Annotated in this window: 13 protein-coding genes; 8 read left to right on the top strand and 5 right to left on the bottom strand. The window is 73.4% G+C overall.

The window, feature by feature from the left end; translation table 11 throughout:
- The first annotated feature begins 38 nt into the window (after nucleotides 1-38).
- Nucleotides 39-455, top strand: coding sequence for a YbjN domain-containing protein (locus WMF31_RS19135; protein ID WP_436603331.1), 417 nt, complete (start codon nucleotides 39-41; stop codon nucleotides 453-455).
- A gap of 947 nt (nucleotides 456-1,402) precedes the next feature.
- Here WMF31_RS19135 and WMF31_RS19130 read toward each other — a convergent pair.
- Entirely contained in the window at nucleotides 1,403-1,819 is a 417-nt protein-coding gene (locus WMF31_RS19130) for a hypothetical protein (protein ID WP_436603330.1), read from the bottom strand.
- Between the two features lie 181 nt (nucleotides 1,820-2,000).
- On the opposite strand from WMF31_RS19130, the gene WMF31_RS19125 reads away from it, so the two are divergent.
- Nucleotides 2,001-3,464 carry a tetratricopeptide repeat protein gene (locus tag WMF31_RS19125; RefSeq protein WP_436603329.1) on the top strand — a complete coding sequence of 488 codons (1,464 nt, stop codon included), beginning with the start codon at nucleotides 2,001-2,003 and terminating at the stop codon, nucleotides 3,462-3,464.
- 661 nt (nucleotides 3,465-4,125) lie between these two features.
- Here the strand turns inward: WMF31_RS19125 and WMF31_RS19120 are convergent.
- Complete coding sequence (locus tag WMF31_RS19120) at nucleotides 4,126-5,556, bottom strand: sigma 54-interacting transcriptional regulator (RefSeq protein ID WP_436603328.1); 1,431 nt, start codon at nucleotides 5,554-5,556, stop codon at nucleotides 4,126-4,128.
- Nucleotides 5,557-5,674: 118 nt separating this feature from the next.
- Between WMF31_RS19120 and WMF31_RS19115 the strand changes: the two genes are divergently transcribed.
- Both WMF31_RS19115 and WMF31_RS19110 read left to right on the top strand, forming a co-directional pair.
- Entirely contained in the window at nucleotides 5,675-6,469 is a 795-nt protein-coding gene (locus tag WMF31_RS19115; RefSeq protein WP_436603327.1) for a hypothetical protein, read from the top strand.
- Between the two features lie 101 nt (nucleotides 6,470-6,570).
- Nucleotides 6,571-7,776 carry a Stp1/IreP family PP2C-type Ser/Thr phosphatase gene (locus tag WMF31_RS19110; RefSeq protein WP_436603326.1) on the top strand — a complete coding sequence of 402 codons (1,206 nt, stop codon included), beginning with the start codon at nucleotides 6,571-6,573 and terminating at the stop codon, nucleotides 7,774-7,776.
- An 8-nt stretch (nucleotides 7,777-7,784) separates the two neighbouring features.
- Here WMF31_RS19110 and WMF31_RS19105 read toward each other — a convergent pair whose 3' ends face one another.
- Together WMF31_RS19105 and WMF31_RS19100 are read right to left on the bottom strand one after the other, a co-directional pair.
- Entirely contained in the window at nucleotides 7,785-8,114 is a 330-nt protein-coding gene (locus WMF31_RS19105; protein WP_436603325.1) for an FKBP-type peptidyl-prolyl cis-trans isomerase, read from the bottom strand.
- A 117-nt stretch (nucleotides 8,115-8,231) separates the two neighbouring features.
- Nucleotides 8,232-9,335, bottom strand: a complete 1,104-nt coding sequence (locus WMF31_RS19100; RefSeq protein ID WP_436603324.1) for a M48 family metalloprotease — start codon at nucleotides 9,333-9,335, stop codon at nucleotides 8,232-8,234.
- Between the two features lie 139 nt (nucleotides 9,336-9,474).
- On the opposite strand from WMF31_RS19100, the gene WMF31_RS19095 reads away from it, so the two are divergent.
- Entirely contained in the window at nucleotides 9,475-10,032 is a 558-nt protein-coding gene (locus WMF31_RS19095; protein ID WP_436603323.1) for a hypothetical protein, read from the top strand.
- Between the two features lie 92 nt (nucleotides 10,033-10,124).
- On the opposite strand, the gene WMF31_RS19090 is transcribed toward WMF31_RS19095, so the two are convergent.
- Nucleotides 10,125-11,180, bottom strand: coding sequence for a hypothetical protein (locus WMF31_RS19090; RefSeq protein ID WP_436603322.1), 1,056 nt, complete (start codon nucleotides 11,178-11,180; stop codon nucleotides 10,125-10,127).
- A 174-nt stretch (nucleotides 11,181-11,354) separates the two neighbouring features.
- Between WMF31_RS19090 and WMF31_RS19085 the strand changes: the two genes are divergently transcribed.
- The 3 genes from WMF31_RS19085 (at nucleotide 11,355) to WMF31_RS19075 (ending at nucleotide 15,036) form a co-directional block, all read left to right on the top strand.
- Nucleotides 11,355-12,878, top strand: a complete 1,524-nt coding sequence (locus WMF31_RS19085) for a protein kinase domain-containing protein (RefSeq protein WP_436603321.1) — start codon at nucleotides 11,355-11,357, stop codon at nucleotides 12,876-12,878.
- Nucleotides 12,879-13,078: 200 nt separating this feature from the next.
- Nucleotides 13,079-14,056 (top strand): pyruvate dehydrogenase (acetyl-transferring) E1 component subunit alpha, encoded by a 978-nt coding sequence (gene pdhA, locus WMF31_RS19080; protein WP_436603320.1) that lies wholly within the window; start codon nucleotides 13,079-13,081, stop codon nucleotides 14,054-14,056.
- On the top strand, nucleotides 14,053-15,036 hold the full coding sequence (locus tag WMF31_RS19075) for a pyruvate dehydrogenase complex E1 component subunit beta (protein ID WP_436603319.1): 984 nt from the start codon (nucleotides 14,053-14,055) through the stop codon (nucleotides 15,034-15,036). Before pdhA ends, WMF31_RS19075 begins: the two co-directional genes overlap by 4 nt.
- The last annotated feature ends 12 nt before the right edge of the window (nucleotides 15,037-15,048 follow it).

Raw genomic sequence — 15,048 nt, 5'->3', positions numbered from 1 at the left:
ATCGTGCGTCGGGGGAGAGGTTTGCCGACGCGAGGAGCATGGTCAACGCGTATCTCGCCCGGTACGCCGCTGGATCTCGGGGCGAGGGAGGCGCGTCGCGCGGAGGCGGCGCGAGCGCGCTCGATGAGGCGGGCTACGCGCAGCTCCAGCACGGGAGCGCGACCATCGGCGTCAACGTGCTCGAGGCCCAGGGCGTCCTGATGATCTTCTCCCCCATCATGGCCGTCCCGCGGAGCGGGCGCGAGGCGTTCTACCGGCGGCTGCTGGAGCTCAGCTTCATCGCGACCTCCGACGCCGCCTTCGCGATCGACAAGGCGCGCAACGAGGTGGTGGTGCGCTGCCTGCGGAGGTTGAGCGCGCTCGACTACGAGGAGTTCGAGGACCTCGTGGCGACGGTGAGCCAGGTCGCCGACACCTGGGATGACGCGTTGCTGCGCGAGTTCCACGGCGGATGAGCCATCCGGGCCCTCGCCGGCGCACCTTGGCCGCGGTGCGCCGGGCGCGCGTGGCCGCCGGCAGGACGCGCGGCCAGGTCGCGAGATTGCGGTGCGCCAGATGCGAATGATAAGTTCCTCACGGCAATGACTGCGGGGGAGCGACAGGCGACCGCGGAATCTGGTGAACGCTCGCTCTCCGCGGAGGAGGCGGACCGGATCGCGGCGTCGATCCGACCGTCGTGGGAGGCGTTCGACGAGCTCTCCGGTGCCGGGGCAGGCGGCGGCGCCTCGGGAGCGGAGGACAGGGGCGCCCCAGCGGACCGGGCCGCAGCACACGGCGCACCGCGCATCGAAGCTCCGGCCGAGGGGCGCCCCCCCGCGGCGCAGGCCGCACCCGCGGCGCAGGCCGCACCCGCGGCGCAGGCCGCACCCGCGGCGCAGGCCGCAGCGCGCGTGCGCGAGGCCCCCCCGGCCGGCGCGGCAGGCGCATCCGACACCGTGATCGACGGCGTCCCGACCATCGCTGTCGGCGACGAGCCGTCGGGCGCTCCGGCGGGCGAGGCCGCGGCGCGCGGTCCGGAAGGAGCCGCCGCTGGTGGAGAGCAGGGCAACCTGCGTCCATCCCGGCCGACCCCGGACGCCCGGGAGACCGGCGGCGCCGCGGACGGAGGCAACGCGAACGCAGACGCCGCGAACGCAGGCGCCGCGAACGCGGCCGCGGGTGACCCGGAGAAGCGGGGCCAAGCCTCCGCTCCCGCGGGCAAAACCCGCGTCGGGTTGGGTGAAACGGACGGCGAGCCCGGCGCGCGCGCAGCCGAGGCGCCGGCGCAGGCGCTCCCAGCGCCGGCGCCGCCTCCGGCCGATGAGCCGCCGTCGGCGCGGCCCGGGCGCACGCGCTCTCGCGCTGCGCAGGCCCCGGCGTCGAGCTCCGACGCCGCGCCCGCGTCCGCCGTCCGAACGGAAGATCACGATCCGATCGAGCTCCCCGTCTCCAGGCCGAACAAGGCCGTGCTGCAGCTCGGCATCGCGATCGTGGGCGCGGCCTTCCTGTTCTTCGTCGTCCGCGCCGTCGTCGCGCCACATCGCGACGACGCCGGCGCCGATCCCGCTCCCACCTCGGCTCCGTCAGCGGCAGCGTTGCCGACCGCGAGCCCTGCCGCTGCGCCCACGGCGCCGGCGCAGCCGGCCTCCACGACGGCGGAAGACGCCTCGGCGGCAGCCGCGCCGGCGCCGAGCGCCTCGGCGCTGGCGAGCACGCCGGCATCGACCGAGGCGCCACCGCCTGCCGCGACGGCATCGACCAGCACCAAATCAACCAGCACCAAGAAGACCGCGACGCCTAGCGTGCCCGCGCCTGAGCCGAGGCCGACGGCCACCGCCAAGAAGCCGGCGCCTCCGACGCCGACGCGGCGCGGGACCGGCTCGACCGGAGTCAACAAGAGCGGCGGCATCATCCGCGATGCGCCTTTCTGAAGCGCACCCGCTTCGCATCTCGGCGGCGAGGCGTGCTGCGGCCGTTGCCTTCCGCGGACGCCGACGAGGCGAAGCCCGACCTGAGGAGCCATGAAAATACGCGCCTGCGCCCCTGTCCTCCTGCTCTCGCTCGTTGCGCCCGGCCTGCTCACCGAGGCCGGCCTCTCCTCCCTGCTCCTCGCAGCGCCGCTGAGCTTCGCCCAGTCCGCCCCGTCGTCCGATCCCGTCACGGAGGTCGCGCGCCAGCGTTATGAGGATGGCGTCAAGGCATATGACGCCGGTCGCTTCGAGGACGCGCGCACCGCCTTTCTCCAGGTTTACGCGCTCAAGCGGCATCCGGCCGTGCTGCTCAACCTCGGACAGAGCGAGCTCCGCTCCAATCACCTGGAGGACGCCGGCAACCACCTCCAGCAGTTCCTGCGCGAGTACACCGCCGCGACGCCGGATCAGCGCGCCGCCGCGGAGAGGTCGCTCGCCGAGGTGAAGCGGAGGACGGGCTTCCTCATCGTGATCGCCGACGCGAACGGCGCGGACATCAGCGTGGATGGCACCCTCGTCGGCAAGGCGCCGCTGCTCGATCCGGTGTTCGTGAAGCCGGGCAAGCACACCCTGTACGCGACCTACCAGGACCGGTCGGCGACCACCCAGGTTGACGCGAAGATCGGCGTGGCCACCTCGGCGACGCTCATCCTGGGGACGACCGGCGCCCCCCCTGCGCCGGTGGCCTCTGCGCCGGCCACGCCGGGAGCGCCGACCATTCCGGGGGCTTCGACCGTTCCGGGGGCGTCGACCGTTCCGGGGGCGTCGACCGTGCCGGGAGCGCCTGCCACGCCCGGGGTGCCGAGCGTGCCGGGCGCGCCGGCCGGGCAGCCGCCCGCCGCGGCCACCCCCTCGCCTGCGCCGCCTCCTACGACCAGCGCCACGCCGCCGGCCCCTGGCGCGCCAGCGCCGGGCGCGTCGCCCGCGGCCCCAGGCGGCGCCTCGCCTGCAACCTCGTCGAGCTCCGGCGGCATCAGCTTCTCGACGAGCAACGCGATGGGTTCCATGGCGCCGGATCGGACCTCCGGGGCTCGTGAGCCGTTCTTCCACTGGTACACGCGCAAGCCGCTCGCCTGGGCGGGGACGGGCGTGGCGGGGGTCGGCCTGGTCATGGGGATCGTCGGCTCGGCCATCGCTGCCAACGCGAACGGCAACGCCGAGGACATCGGGCGCACGATTGAGCGCTTCGTCGCGCAGAACGAGAGCTCGATCCCCGAGAACCGCAGGACGCAGCCCTGCGGCCCGCGCGAGGATCCGTCGGGCGATCTTCCCCGCTTCGAGACCGCGTGTCAGAGCCTCCGAGGCGAGCTCGACACCTACGACGGCGCGCTCCCCTGGGCGATCACGGGCTGGGTCCTCCTCGGCGTCGGCGTCGTCGGCACCGCGACCTATGCGATGATCGACTGGTATCCCGAGAGGCAGCAGAGCGCCGCAGTTGACGGGCCGCGCATCACCCTGATCGCGCCCTCCGTGACGCCCGGCCAGGCCACCCTCAGCATCGCGGGCACTTTCTAGCTTCTCCGGTCAGAATTTCGCCACGGTCCTGCACGGTCGCGACTCGTGGACGGCGGACATGGCCCCGCGATGGCCAGTCCAGGACGGCGGCGTAGCGCCCGTTGGGCATCGCGATGACGCTCGCCGACGCGGCCGGAATCGCCCTTGGTTTCCTCCAGAAGGGCGAGCGCGCCAAGACCAGCGTGGAGGTGGCCGTCCTCGTGAGGTTGGCCGGCGTGCTCGGCGTCCGGCCTGGGGCGCTGTCCCGCCCGCGCGAGCTCCCGCCGGTGGAGCGGGGCCGGCCATGCGAGGCACGAGCCCGCGAGCACGACAGCAGGGCTCGCTGGTGGAGCGTTCTCGAATGCTGTCCCATCGCGACATGGCGCCGGGGAGGAGGGCGTGAGCGCCGGACGGGGGTGTGCGCGGCGGCGCGCAGGTGGGCGCGATCGAGCACCGACCGAGGTGCCATAAGGTCTCGGCGGGCTCCACGTCTCCGGCGCGCCTCGTGTGGCGCGCGACGAAACGTCGCAGGAGGCAAGGCCCGAAAGGAGACATGCCGGGCGGTGGTTCATGCGCAAGCGCCCCCGCCCCCGTCTTGGCGGATGGCCGAGCGCCCACCCGCGCGCCGCCGCGCACAGCCCCCCTCCGGCGCGTGCGCACGGGAAGGGCCCCTGCGCCGCGCTCATCTCTCCCGCGCAGCGCGGAGCAGATCACGCATCGTCGAGCGCGGGATCTCCGCGAGGCGGGCGGCGGCGCTGATGTTGCCGCCTACCTCCTCGAAGGCACGGAGCGCGTCGGCAGGCGTGATCTTCCGGCGGAGCGGGGGCTCACGATCGGCGAGGACGGCCGTGATGTGCTCCGGCAGCACGCAGCCGCGCGATCGGAGCGCCGCCTGGATGAGCACGTTCCGTAGCTCCCGGACGTTGCCCTGCCAGCGGTGCGCCCGCAGCGCCACGAGCGCCCCGGGCGACAGCTCGCGCGGGCCGAGCTCGGAGGTCGAAAGCAGGTGCTTGGCCAGCAGCGGGATGTCGTCCGGCCGCTCACGCAGCGCCGGGAGCTGGATGCGGCACACGGCGAGGCGCTCGTACAGATCCGCGCGGAAGCGGCGCTCGGCGACGAGGGTCTCCAGCGGCTCGCACGTCGCGGCGATGAGCCGCACGTTGACCCGCGTCGCGCTCTCCGAGCCGAGCGGACGGACCACCCCCTCCTCCACCACGCGCAGCAGCTTCGCCTGCACCTCCAGCGACAGCGACGCGATCTCGTCGAGGAACAGCGTACCGTGGTTGGCCTCGGTGAACGCGCCCCGCCGGTCGCGGAGCGCGCCGGTGAACGCGCCCCGCCGGTGGCCGAACAGCTCGGACTCGGCGAGGTCTCGCAGGATGGTGGCGGCGTTCAGGACCACGAAGGGCCGATCGGTCCGCGTGCTCTCCGCGTGGATCGCCCGCGCGACCAGGTCCTTGCCCGTGCCCGACTCGCCGCGCAGGAGCACGGGGAGTTGCAGCGGCGCCACCCGCCGCACCGCCGCGGCGAGCTGCCGCATCGGCCGCGAGCGCCCGACCAGCAGCGGCAGCGGCGGCCCTTCCTCGAGCGCAGACACCTTGCGGGCCGCCTCGATCGTGATCGCCGTGCGCCCGATCTCGAAGCAGCCGCCGGGGACGAGCATCGCCTGCCGTACCCGCACGCCGCCGACGCGGACCCCGTTGCGAGAGTCGTGATCCGTCACCTCGATCCAGGCGCCGCGGTGCGCGACACGGCAGTGATGAGCGCTCACCGCCGCGTCCCGGAGCGGCACGTCCACCCCGGGCGCGCTGCCCAGGAGGAGCTCGGCGCCCGGCACCACGGCGACGCGCGTGGGGGCGCCCGTCCCCGGGTCGTGCTCGAAGCGGAGCCACACCGTGGCGAGCGCCTCGCGGTCCTCGATGAGCTCGTGCGTGATGTCCCGCGGCGGCAGAGCATCGCCGCCGCGAGCCGCAGGGCCCGGGCGCTCGCCCCACGCTCCGGCGGAGTCGCCCCGGGAGAGCGCCGCGGCCGGCGCAGAGGCCACCGCGCCGTGAGCAGGCGTGACGTGGCCCGGATGGCTGTCCTGGTTGGTACAAAGCGAGGTGTCGTCCATGTCCAGGGGTTCTGTCGTCGCGGCGCGGCGGCAGTTGCGTCGCTCGCCGTCGAGCTCCTCCGCGCAGCCATGTCGCTCCCCCTTTGCGCTCGGGACCGCGCTGTTCTAGAGGCCGTTCGTGGGATCGCGCTCAACAGGACGGACCGCGCTGGCGCTCGGCGTCGCGGCAGCGGGCTGGGTGCTCTCGACCAACCAGGCCCTCGCCCAGTCGACCGATCGGGAGGCGGCATCCGCCGCGGCGGACGCGGCGGATGACGAGGAAGAGCTCGGCCCGGAGGCCGGCGCAAAGCGCCCTGCCGCGCCGGACGAGCGGGCCGGCCACGTCCTCCTCCAGGGGCGGCTCGGCCTGAGCCAGCCGTTCGGCGACGTCGCCGCCGGGCAGCCAGGCAGCCGCATCCTCTCCGGCGGGCTCGCGTTCGGCGCCCACGCCGGCGTCGGCCTGAGCCGCGTGACCGTCCTGGAGCTGAGCGGCTCCTACGCCCTGCTCGGCTGCAGCGACTGCACCGCGCGGAGCCTCGATCTGGGCCTCGGGTTCGCCTACCACATCGCCCAGGGCATCGCGTTCGACCCCTGGATCAGCTACGGCGTGGGCTACCGGCGGATCTCCTTCTCCTCGGACGGTCCGGCGGCCTTCGACGACGTGTACCACGGGCTCGACGTCGCCCGTGTCGCGCTGGGCGGCGACTTCTACCCCGTCCCGAGCTTCGGCATCGGCCTGTTCGCCGAGCTCGACGGTGGCACCTACCTCTCGCGGCCGGACGGGGGCTCTGGCATCACGCCCTACGGCTTCTTCCAGGCCGGCCTGCGCCTCGCCCTGGACCCGGTGCCCCGGGGCACGCGGCGGCCCGCCGCCACGGCCGGGACGTCCCGACCGATCGCCGTCGGCAGTGCACGGAGACCCTGGCGCCGCTAAAGTAGCCGGAATCTGGGCGGTCCGCAGGGGCGCGCAGGTATAATCGGCGGCGAATGGGCGAGTTCAGGACGAGCTGCCGCACCCGACCCGTCGCGGCTGCCGTGACCGACGTTGGACGCCAGCGCAAGCACAACGAGGACAACGTCCTCGTGAAGTCCGAGCTCGGCCTGTACGTCGTCGCCGACGGCATGGGCGGACACAACGCGGGCAACATCGCCAGCGCGCTCGCGACGAAGTCGCTCGACAACTTCTTCGAGGCGACCCGGGCCGGCAACCTGCCCGGCCCCGTCCCGGCCGACGAACAGGCGCTCGATCCGGAGGCACGGCGGGTCGTCGCGGCGATCCGCAAGGCGAACCACGACGTCTTCGTCATCTCGAACACCTACAGCCAGCATCAGGGCATGGGCTCGACGGTGGTCGCCGCGTATGTCTCGCGCGACACCGACCAGATCCACGTCGGGCACGTCGGCGACAGCCGCTGCTACCGGATTCGTCACGGCGAGATCGAGCAGCTCACGAAGGACCACTCGCTCATCAACGACGCCCTCGCCCTCAAGCCCGACCTCAGCCAGGACGAGCTGGCGAGGCTCCCGAAGAACATCATCACGCGCGCGCTCGGCATGAAGGACGCCGTGAAGGTCGACATCCGCTCGGAGCACATCGAGCCCGGCGACGCTTTCCTGCTCTGCTCCGACGGGCTGAGCGGGATGATCTCGGAGCAGCAGATGCTCGACGTCTTCGAGGGGACCCAGGATCCGCACGAGGCCTGCGAGATGCTCATCGCGCTGGCCAACGAGGCGGGCGGGACCGACAACATCTCGGCGCTGATCATCCGCATCCTGCCCGACACGGTGGACGAGCCGCAGCCCGACCCCGTGGAGATCGACGAACCCCGGCCTCACCCCATCGCCGAGCTCGGCGCCGCGCTCGCGCCGGGCGGCGCGGAGCGGGCGCCTGCCGCGGTGATCGATCTCGAGCTCGCCGCCTCGTCGGAGGACGAGCGCAGGGCGCCGCAGCAGGTCCACGCGCTCGCGGAGGGCGGCGCGGGGGGTCAGGTCCAGGGCGCTACCGCCGCGCTACGCGCCGCCGCCGTTCCGTTCACGGACCGGCGATCCAGGGCAGCCGCCGGGTCCGGCCGTTATGCGGCGGTGGCGACCGCGACGAGGGCCCCGGCCAAGGAGGGTCCGCCGTCCAGGCCGGCGAAGCGTCCGACCGAGGTGCGGGTCGCGCGCTGCGTGCACTGCAGGCACGAGCTCTTCATCGGCAACCGGTTCTGCGTGGAGTGCGGCGCCCCCATCAAGCCGTGAGCGGCGCCTCACCTGACCGAGAGCAGCTCGACCTCGAACAGGAGGGTCGAGTTGGGCGGGATCACCGGCGGGAAGCCGCGGGCCCCGTAGCCGAGGTCCGGCGAGATCGTCAGCTTGCGGATGCCGCCGCTCTTCATGCCGGCGACCCCGAGGTCCCACCCCTTGATCACCTGCCCGGCGCCGAGCTTGAACGAGAAGCCCTGGCCGCGGTCGCGCGAGCTGTCGAACTTGCGACCGTCCGTCAGCGTACCGACATAGTGCACGGTCACGAGCTGGCCGTGCTTCGCCTCGGCGCCCGTGCCCTGCTGAACGTCTTCGATCCCGAGCCCTTCGTGCATGATTGACTCCTTTCGGTGCGATGGGAGGAGCGCTGCGCGGTCGCGTCAAGCCGAAGCAGCGCGCGGCGCCCCGGGCGAGCGGCCACGAGGGCGCGGCCCCTCGAGAAAGGCCGCGCTTCAGCCGCCGAAGCCGGGGAACGGGAAGGCGATCGCGCCGCCGGTCAGCCGGAAGGTGTTGGCCGTCTGCTGGACGACGGGCTGGCGGAGCAGCGGGTGCGGGTGCGTCTGCTCGAAGGCGAACAGGATCGCGGCGGGCGTGAGCTGATCGAGCGACGCGAAGAAGCCGAGGGTGAGCATCGCGCCGCCCTCGGTCCACCGGTAGCCCTGACGCCGCGCGCCGGCGCTGAGCAGGTTGTTCACGCCGGCGACGTCCGCCGCGATCTCGTTCGGCTGGTTGAAGACGGGGAGCGCGCGCGACAGCATCCGGCCGAGATCCGCCGGCGAGACCCCCCGGCTCCCCCCCTGCCCGTTCGCGCAGCCCGTGTGCCCGAGGTGGTGGTGGCCGAGCTCGTGCCCGAGCACGAACGCGAGCTGCTCGTGATAGAGCTGGCGCTGCCGCTCGACCTTGCGCGCGTCCGTGTGCTGCAGCGGATCGATGAACCCCGCCGGCGGCCGGAGGATCGGCTGCCCCGGGCGCTGGAGCTGCGCCAGCAGGCGCAGGAACTCGTCGAGCTTCCGCGTGCCGAAGATCTCGTCGGTCGCCTTGAACTGCGCGATCTGCGCCTGGATCTCGAGGAGGCCATCCGTGATCGCCATGAACGGCATCCGCTGGTCGTCGCAGCCGGCGAACGCGTTCACCTCCCCGATCGTCGGGTCGGCGATGAAGGGGATGCCCCTCACCTTCTGCTGCGCGGCGGGCGGGAGCGCGCCGATCAGCGCCCCCATCACGACGCCGGCCTCGGACTGGAGCCAGCCGAGGTTGATGTCGTTGATGGGATCGTTCAGCACCGGCAGCGCAGGGACCGAGGGCGCCGGGAGGGTGGGCTGCGCCGGCGGGGTCCCGGGCTGCTGCGACGGGTACCCCGGCTGCTGCGGCGGGTACCCCGGCTGCTGCGGCGGGTACCCGGGCTGCTGCGGATATCCCTGCTGGGGCGCGCCGTAGGGCGGATAGCCCTGGCCGTAGGTCGGTTGCGACGCGGGGCGGCGCGAGCTGCCCCGCTCACAGCCTGCGATCAGTCCGAGAGCGAGGACGAGGGCGCCGATCGGTCGAAGCAGGTTCATCGCCGGCGAGCATAGCGCACCGGGCGGGCGCAAACCGTCGCCCTCGCGCGGAGGATCTTCCTGCGCGGCGCGTGAAACGGCGACGAGGCGCGGCGGTGAGCCGAAACCGGCGCGCCGGGCGTCAGGCGCAGGAGGACCGATGAACAGAACCCTGACCTGGTCTGCTGCCACCGCGGCCGTGTGGATGAGCGCCGCGGCGCTCGCTGGTTGCGGGGCCGCCGCGACGCCCGCCGAGGCGCCGTCGTCCGCCAGCCCGGCCGCCGTGGCCTCGCCGGAGCCGGGCTCCCTCGCGACGGCCGACGAGGCGCTCGCGGAGCTGGAGCGCGCGGAGAGCGAGCTCCAGCAGGCCCTCGGCGGTCCCGCGCTCCGGGGCGAGCTCCCCGCCGCGCCGCGGGCGGCGGCGCCGCGGCCTTCGCCCCAGCCGCCCCCGGCGGGGGCCGCGGAGGGCGCCCCCATGCCGCCCTCGCGCGAGAGCGCCGACCACGCGCCGTCGCGCAAGGAGCGCGCCGCCGAGCAGTCCTCCGCGAGCTCGTGCGAGACCGCGTGCCGCGCGCTCGCCTCGATGGAACGGGCCGCGCAGCACCTCTGCGGGCTCGCCGGCGACGCGGACCCGCGCTGCGACGGCGCGCGGACCCGGGTGGAGAGCGCCGCGGCCCGCGTCGCGGCGCAGTGCCCGCGCTGCGCCGGAGACGACTAGGCCCTGTCGGCGAGCCGCTGCGCGGCCCGATCCGTCGAGCGCCCGCTCGACGACCGCAGGGCGCCCCACGCGCCGTCCGCCGGGCGGCGATGTCAGCCCCCCGGCGCGAGGAGCTGCAGCAGGCGCACGTTCTTGTACATCGCGCCGAGCGAGCCCGACGCCTTCTCGCCGGCCTTCGCCAGCGCGTCGAGCTCCTCCGGGCGCACGTCCGCCTGGATCGAGAGCCGGCCCGCCCCCTGCTCCACCGTGAGCTTCGCGCGCTTCGCGATCTCGCCGAGCGCCACGCCGGCCTCCGGGCCGACGAGCGCCTTCAGCCCCTCGAGGTCCGCGCGCTTCTCCTCGAGGAGCTTCCGGAGCTCCTCGGCCGCGTCGGCCGACGCGGCGTCGATCGCGACGGTCGCCGAGAGCCCCCCCTCGGTCGAGACGCCGAACGTCACGGCGCGCGGGCCGGTGGAGCCGGTGAGGATCGCCCGGAGGCTCGGCTTGCTGTCGGCGAGCAGCGCGACGCCGAGGATCGGGTGATCCCACCCGACGTGCGCGAGGCGCGAGGTCGCCTCGTCCCGGCTCGCCAGCGACGTGCCGGCCGCCTCGGCGTCGATGCTCGCCCGGATCTCGGGCTCGGCGCCGTACAGCAAGATCGACCCGTCGCGCACCGCGATCGCGTCCTCGCCGGCGCGGAGCAGGTACTTCGTCCCCTTGTACTCCGCCTGGACGTAGCTGAGCTCCGCGAGGCGCGCCGCGAGCTTCTGCTCGTCGAACCGCCCGCGCGCGACCACGAGCGACGGGGAGAGGATCAGCTTGTCGACGTCGAAGCCGAGATCGACGCCCGTCGCCTTCTTGATGTCCTCGCGGGTGCGCTCGATGTGCTGCCGGACCGCTCCGCCCTCGGCGCCGAGCGACTTCAGCTCGATCTGGTGCGGGTCGACGATCAGCACGCCCTGAGCGCTGCCGTGGACGTACTCCAGCAGCGCCTCGTCCTTGGGGAACGCGGCGGCGCGCAGGCGCGCCAGGCCGAAGCCAAGCAGGCCGGTCTGCGCCGCGAGAAAGACGGCGAACGCGAAGCCGAGGAGCACGAGGTACCTGGCCTTGCCTCGCTTCTTGGTGGCGCCGGCGCCCCTGGCCGGCTTGGACGCGCTCTCGGTGCTCATCTGTGCTCGCTGCGCCTCTCTGGGGTGCCGCTCGCCGGGCCGCGCGGAGGCCGCCCAGGCAGAGCCTCCCGTGCTGTCCGCCGACCCGGAGCGCACCGCGGCAGAGCATAACCGGAAGCGGGACGCCGGCCAGGCCTTCCGCCGGGGCCGCCGGACGGATAGAAACGACGCGACGTGCCTGGATCCTCGTCCCCCGATGGCGGCCGCGGCGCGCTCGCACAGCCGAGCGACGGCGTCACGCTGCCCGCTGCCCTCGGCCGCTACCGCGTGCTGCGCCTCCTCGGCGAGGGCGCGATGGGGCGCGTGCTGCTCGCGCACGATCCGGTGCTCGATCGGGAGGTCGCGCTGAAGCACCTCCGCGACGACCTGCGCATCCCGCGCGACGTCCGCGAGCAGCTCGTCGTGAGGATGCGCCACGAGGCGCGCGCCGCCGCGCGCGTGACGCACCCGAACCTCGTCACGCTCCACGACGTGGGCGAAGATCCGGATTTCGGGCTCTACCTCGTCTTCGAGTACGTCGAGGGGCCGACGCTGAAGCAGCACCTCGTCGAGCGCCCGCTCTCGGCGGCGCAGGCGGCGCGCCTCGCGCGCGAGCTCGGCGAGGCGCTCACGATCGCGCACCGGGCCGGCATCGTTCACCGGGACATCAAGCCCGAGAACATCATCCTCTCCACGAAGGGCGGCAAGATCGCCGACTTCGGCATCGCCCGGATCCCGGACTCGACGCTGACGCACCAGGGGGGGCTCATGGGAACGCCCGCGTACAGCGCCCCGGAGACGTTCCGCGCCGGGAGGTTCTCGCCCGAGAGCGACCAGTTCTCGCTCGCCGCCGTCATGTACGAGGCGATCTCGGGCCGGCGGGCGTTCCCGGGCGACGACGCGGTCTCCGTCGCGTCGAAGATCGCGAGCGACGAGCCGCCGCCCATCGCGAGGGAGCTCTGCGTGCCGCCGTCGCTCGATCACGTGCTCGCGCGCGGCATGTGCAAGCGGCCGGAGGACAGGTACCCGAGCTGCGAGGCGTTCGGCGCCGCCTTCGCCGACTGCCTCGCGTGGGCGACGTCCAGCCAGATGCCGAGGCGCATGCTGGAGGCCCCCGCCGCGGCGGCGGCGCTGCCCTCGGAGCCGGACGCGCTGCGCGCCGATCTGGGCGACGACGAGTTCCCTCCTCGCGAGCGGAAGACAGGGCAGGTCCTCCTGGGCGCCGCGGTGGTCGTCGCGACGGCCCTGCTGCTCGTCCGCACGGCGCTGCGTTCGTCCGACGCGCCGGAGGAGCACCCGGCCGCGACAGCGATCGCGGCGCCGGCCGTGTCGTCCTCGCCTGCCCCGCCGCGACCGCGCGCCAGCCCGCCGGCGCGGCCCGCGCGCCCGAAGCCCGATCCGGACCACGCCGCCTCGCCCGCGGCGCGCGCGACGGGGAGCGCCGGCACGAGCGACGCCAGCGCGAGCGCTCCGGGCGACGCGGAGAGCCGGCCTGCCTCGATCGCCCTCCCCGAGCCCGAGCGGGCCGAGGATGCCGGCGCGCCGCATGCGGATGAGCGCGACGCGGACATGGACGACCCCGGCGCGCCGGAGACAGACGACCCCGGCGCGCCGGAGACGGACGACCCCGGCGCGATGGAGACAGACGACCGCGACGCGCTGGAGACACGCGCCCCCGACGCGCTGGACGCCGGCGCGCCGGATGCTGCTCCGCGTTGAACGACCGGCGCGGCGGACGCGTTGTCAGCCGGAGAGAACTCCCCTAATGGAGCGCAGGTAAGCGGCATCGCTGTCCGGAACGGCCGACGTCAAGCGCCTCCTCGGATCCCTTGCGGGCTCCGGCACATGGCCCTCCTCCGCGCCGACCGCCACGCTGGCGATTGCCCGGGATGGCCGTTCTGCCCAGAGAGAGCTCCGCGATGACTACCCCGACCCACGGCGACGATCTCCACCTGTCGCTCTATCGAGACATGTTCCGGATACGTCGCTTCGAGGAGGAGGCGGCGCGCGCGTACGCGCAGGGCAAGATCGGGGGGTTCCTTCACCTCTACATCGGTCAGGAGCCCATCGCCGTCGGGGCCTGCGCCGCGCTCCGGCCCGACGACTACGTGATCACGACGTACCGGGATCACGGGCTCGCGCTCGCCCGCGGGATGAGCCCGCGCGCGGCGATGGCCGAGCTCTACGGCAAGGTCACCGGGTGCTCGAAGGGGCTCGGCGGCTCGATGCACTTCTTCGACAAGGAGCGCAACATGCTCGGCGGATACGGCATCGTCGGCGGCCACATCCCCATCGCCGCCGGGACCGCGTTCGCGTCGAAGTACCGGGGCGAAGATCGGGTCTCGATGGTGTTCTTCGGCGAGGGGGCGGTGAGCATCGGCGACTTCCACGAGGGCATGTCGCTCGCGGCGCTATGGAAGCTGCCGATCGTCTTCGTCTGCGAGAACAACGAGTACGCGATGGGCACGCCGCTCTCCCGGACGCTCTCGGTCGAGGACGTGTCGCTGAAGGGGCTCGCCTACGGGATGGAGCGCGACCGCTTCAACGCCGAGCACGTCTTCCAGGTGCGGGATCGCCTCGCGGAGGCGATCGCGCGGGCGCGCACCCACTCGGAGCCGACGCTGGTCGAGATCAGGACCTACCGCTTCCGGGGCCACTCGATGAGCGACCCCGGCAGGTACCGGACGAAGGAGGAGCTCGAGGAGCGCAAGAAGAAGGACGTCCTCCTGCGCACGCGCGTCGAGCTCGAGGAGAAGGGGCATAGGTCCGCCCTCGAGGCGATCGAGCGAGAGGTGGAGGACGAGATCGCCGACGCGATCCGCTTCGCCGAGGAGAGTCCAGAACCCGGGCCCGAGGTGCTCGAGCCCACCACCTACGCAGGGCCGTTTGCGCGATGAGCGTCCTGAGATTCCGCGAGGCGGTCCGCGCCGCCATGGTCGAGGAGATGGAGCGCGACGAGCGGGTTTACCTCGTCGGCGAGGAGGTCGGGCACTACCAGGGCGCCTACAAGGTGACCGAGGGGATGCTCGACCAGTTCGGCGCCCGGCGCGTGATCGACGCGCCCATCACGGAGAGCGGGTTCACCGGCATCGCGATCGGCGCGGCGATCGTCGGGCTGCGGCCGATCGTCGAGTACATGACGTGGAACTTCTCCGCGGTCGCCTTCGACCAGATCCTCAACAACGCGGCGAAGCTCCGGCAGATGTCCGGCGGGCAGCTCTGCGTCCCGCTCGTGCTGCGGGCCCCGAACGCCTCGGCCCGCCAGGTGGGCGCGCAGCACTCCCACGCGATGGAGCACTTCTACGCGCACATCCCCGGCCTGAAGGTGCTCGCGCCCGCGACGCCGTCCGACGCGAAGGGGCTCCTCAAGTCGGCGATCCGGGACGACAACCCGGTGCTCTTCATGGAGAGCGAGACGCTGTACAACGTGAAGGGCGAGGTGCCCGACGACCCCGATCTCCTCGTCCCGATGGGGGTGGCCTCGATCGCGCGCGAGGGGACGGACGTCACGATCGTCGCCTGGAGCCGGATGGTGCACGTCGCGCTCGAAGCCGCCGCCCTGCTCGAGCGGGAGAACATCAGCGCGGAGATCGTGGACCTGAGATCGCTGCGCCCGCTCGACGAGGACGCCCTCGTGCGGAGCGTCAGCAAGACCCACCGCGCGGTCGTCGCGCACGAGGGCTGGCCGTACGGCGGCGTCGGCGCGGAGATCGTCGACCGCATCCAGCGCCTCGCGTTCGACGAGCTCGACGCGCCCGTGCTGCGCGCGACGACCCTCGATTTCCCGATGCCCTATAGCGCAAAGCTGGAGCAGTACGTGATCCCGCAGGCGTCGCGGATCATCGAGAACGTCCACCGCGTCCTCTACAGGAGCTGACGAGGGCGCGCG

Source organism: Sorangium sp. So ce1036 (assembly GCF_051369805.1).
GTDB classification, from domain to species: domain Bacteria; phylum Myxococcota_A; class Polyangia; order Polyangiales; family Polyangiaceae; genus Sorangium; species Sorangium cellulosum_F.
Note: the sequence above shows the minus strand (reverse complement) of the source record. Positions and strands in the feature narration are given on the sequence as shown.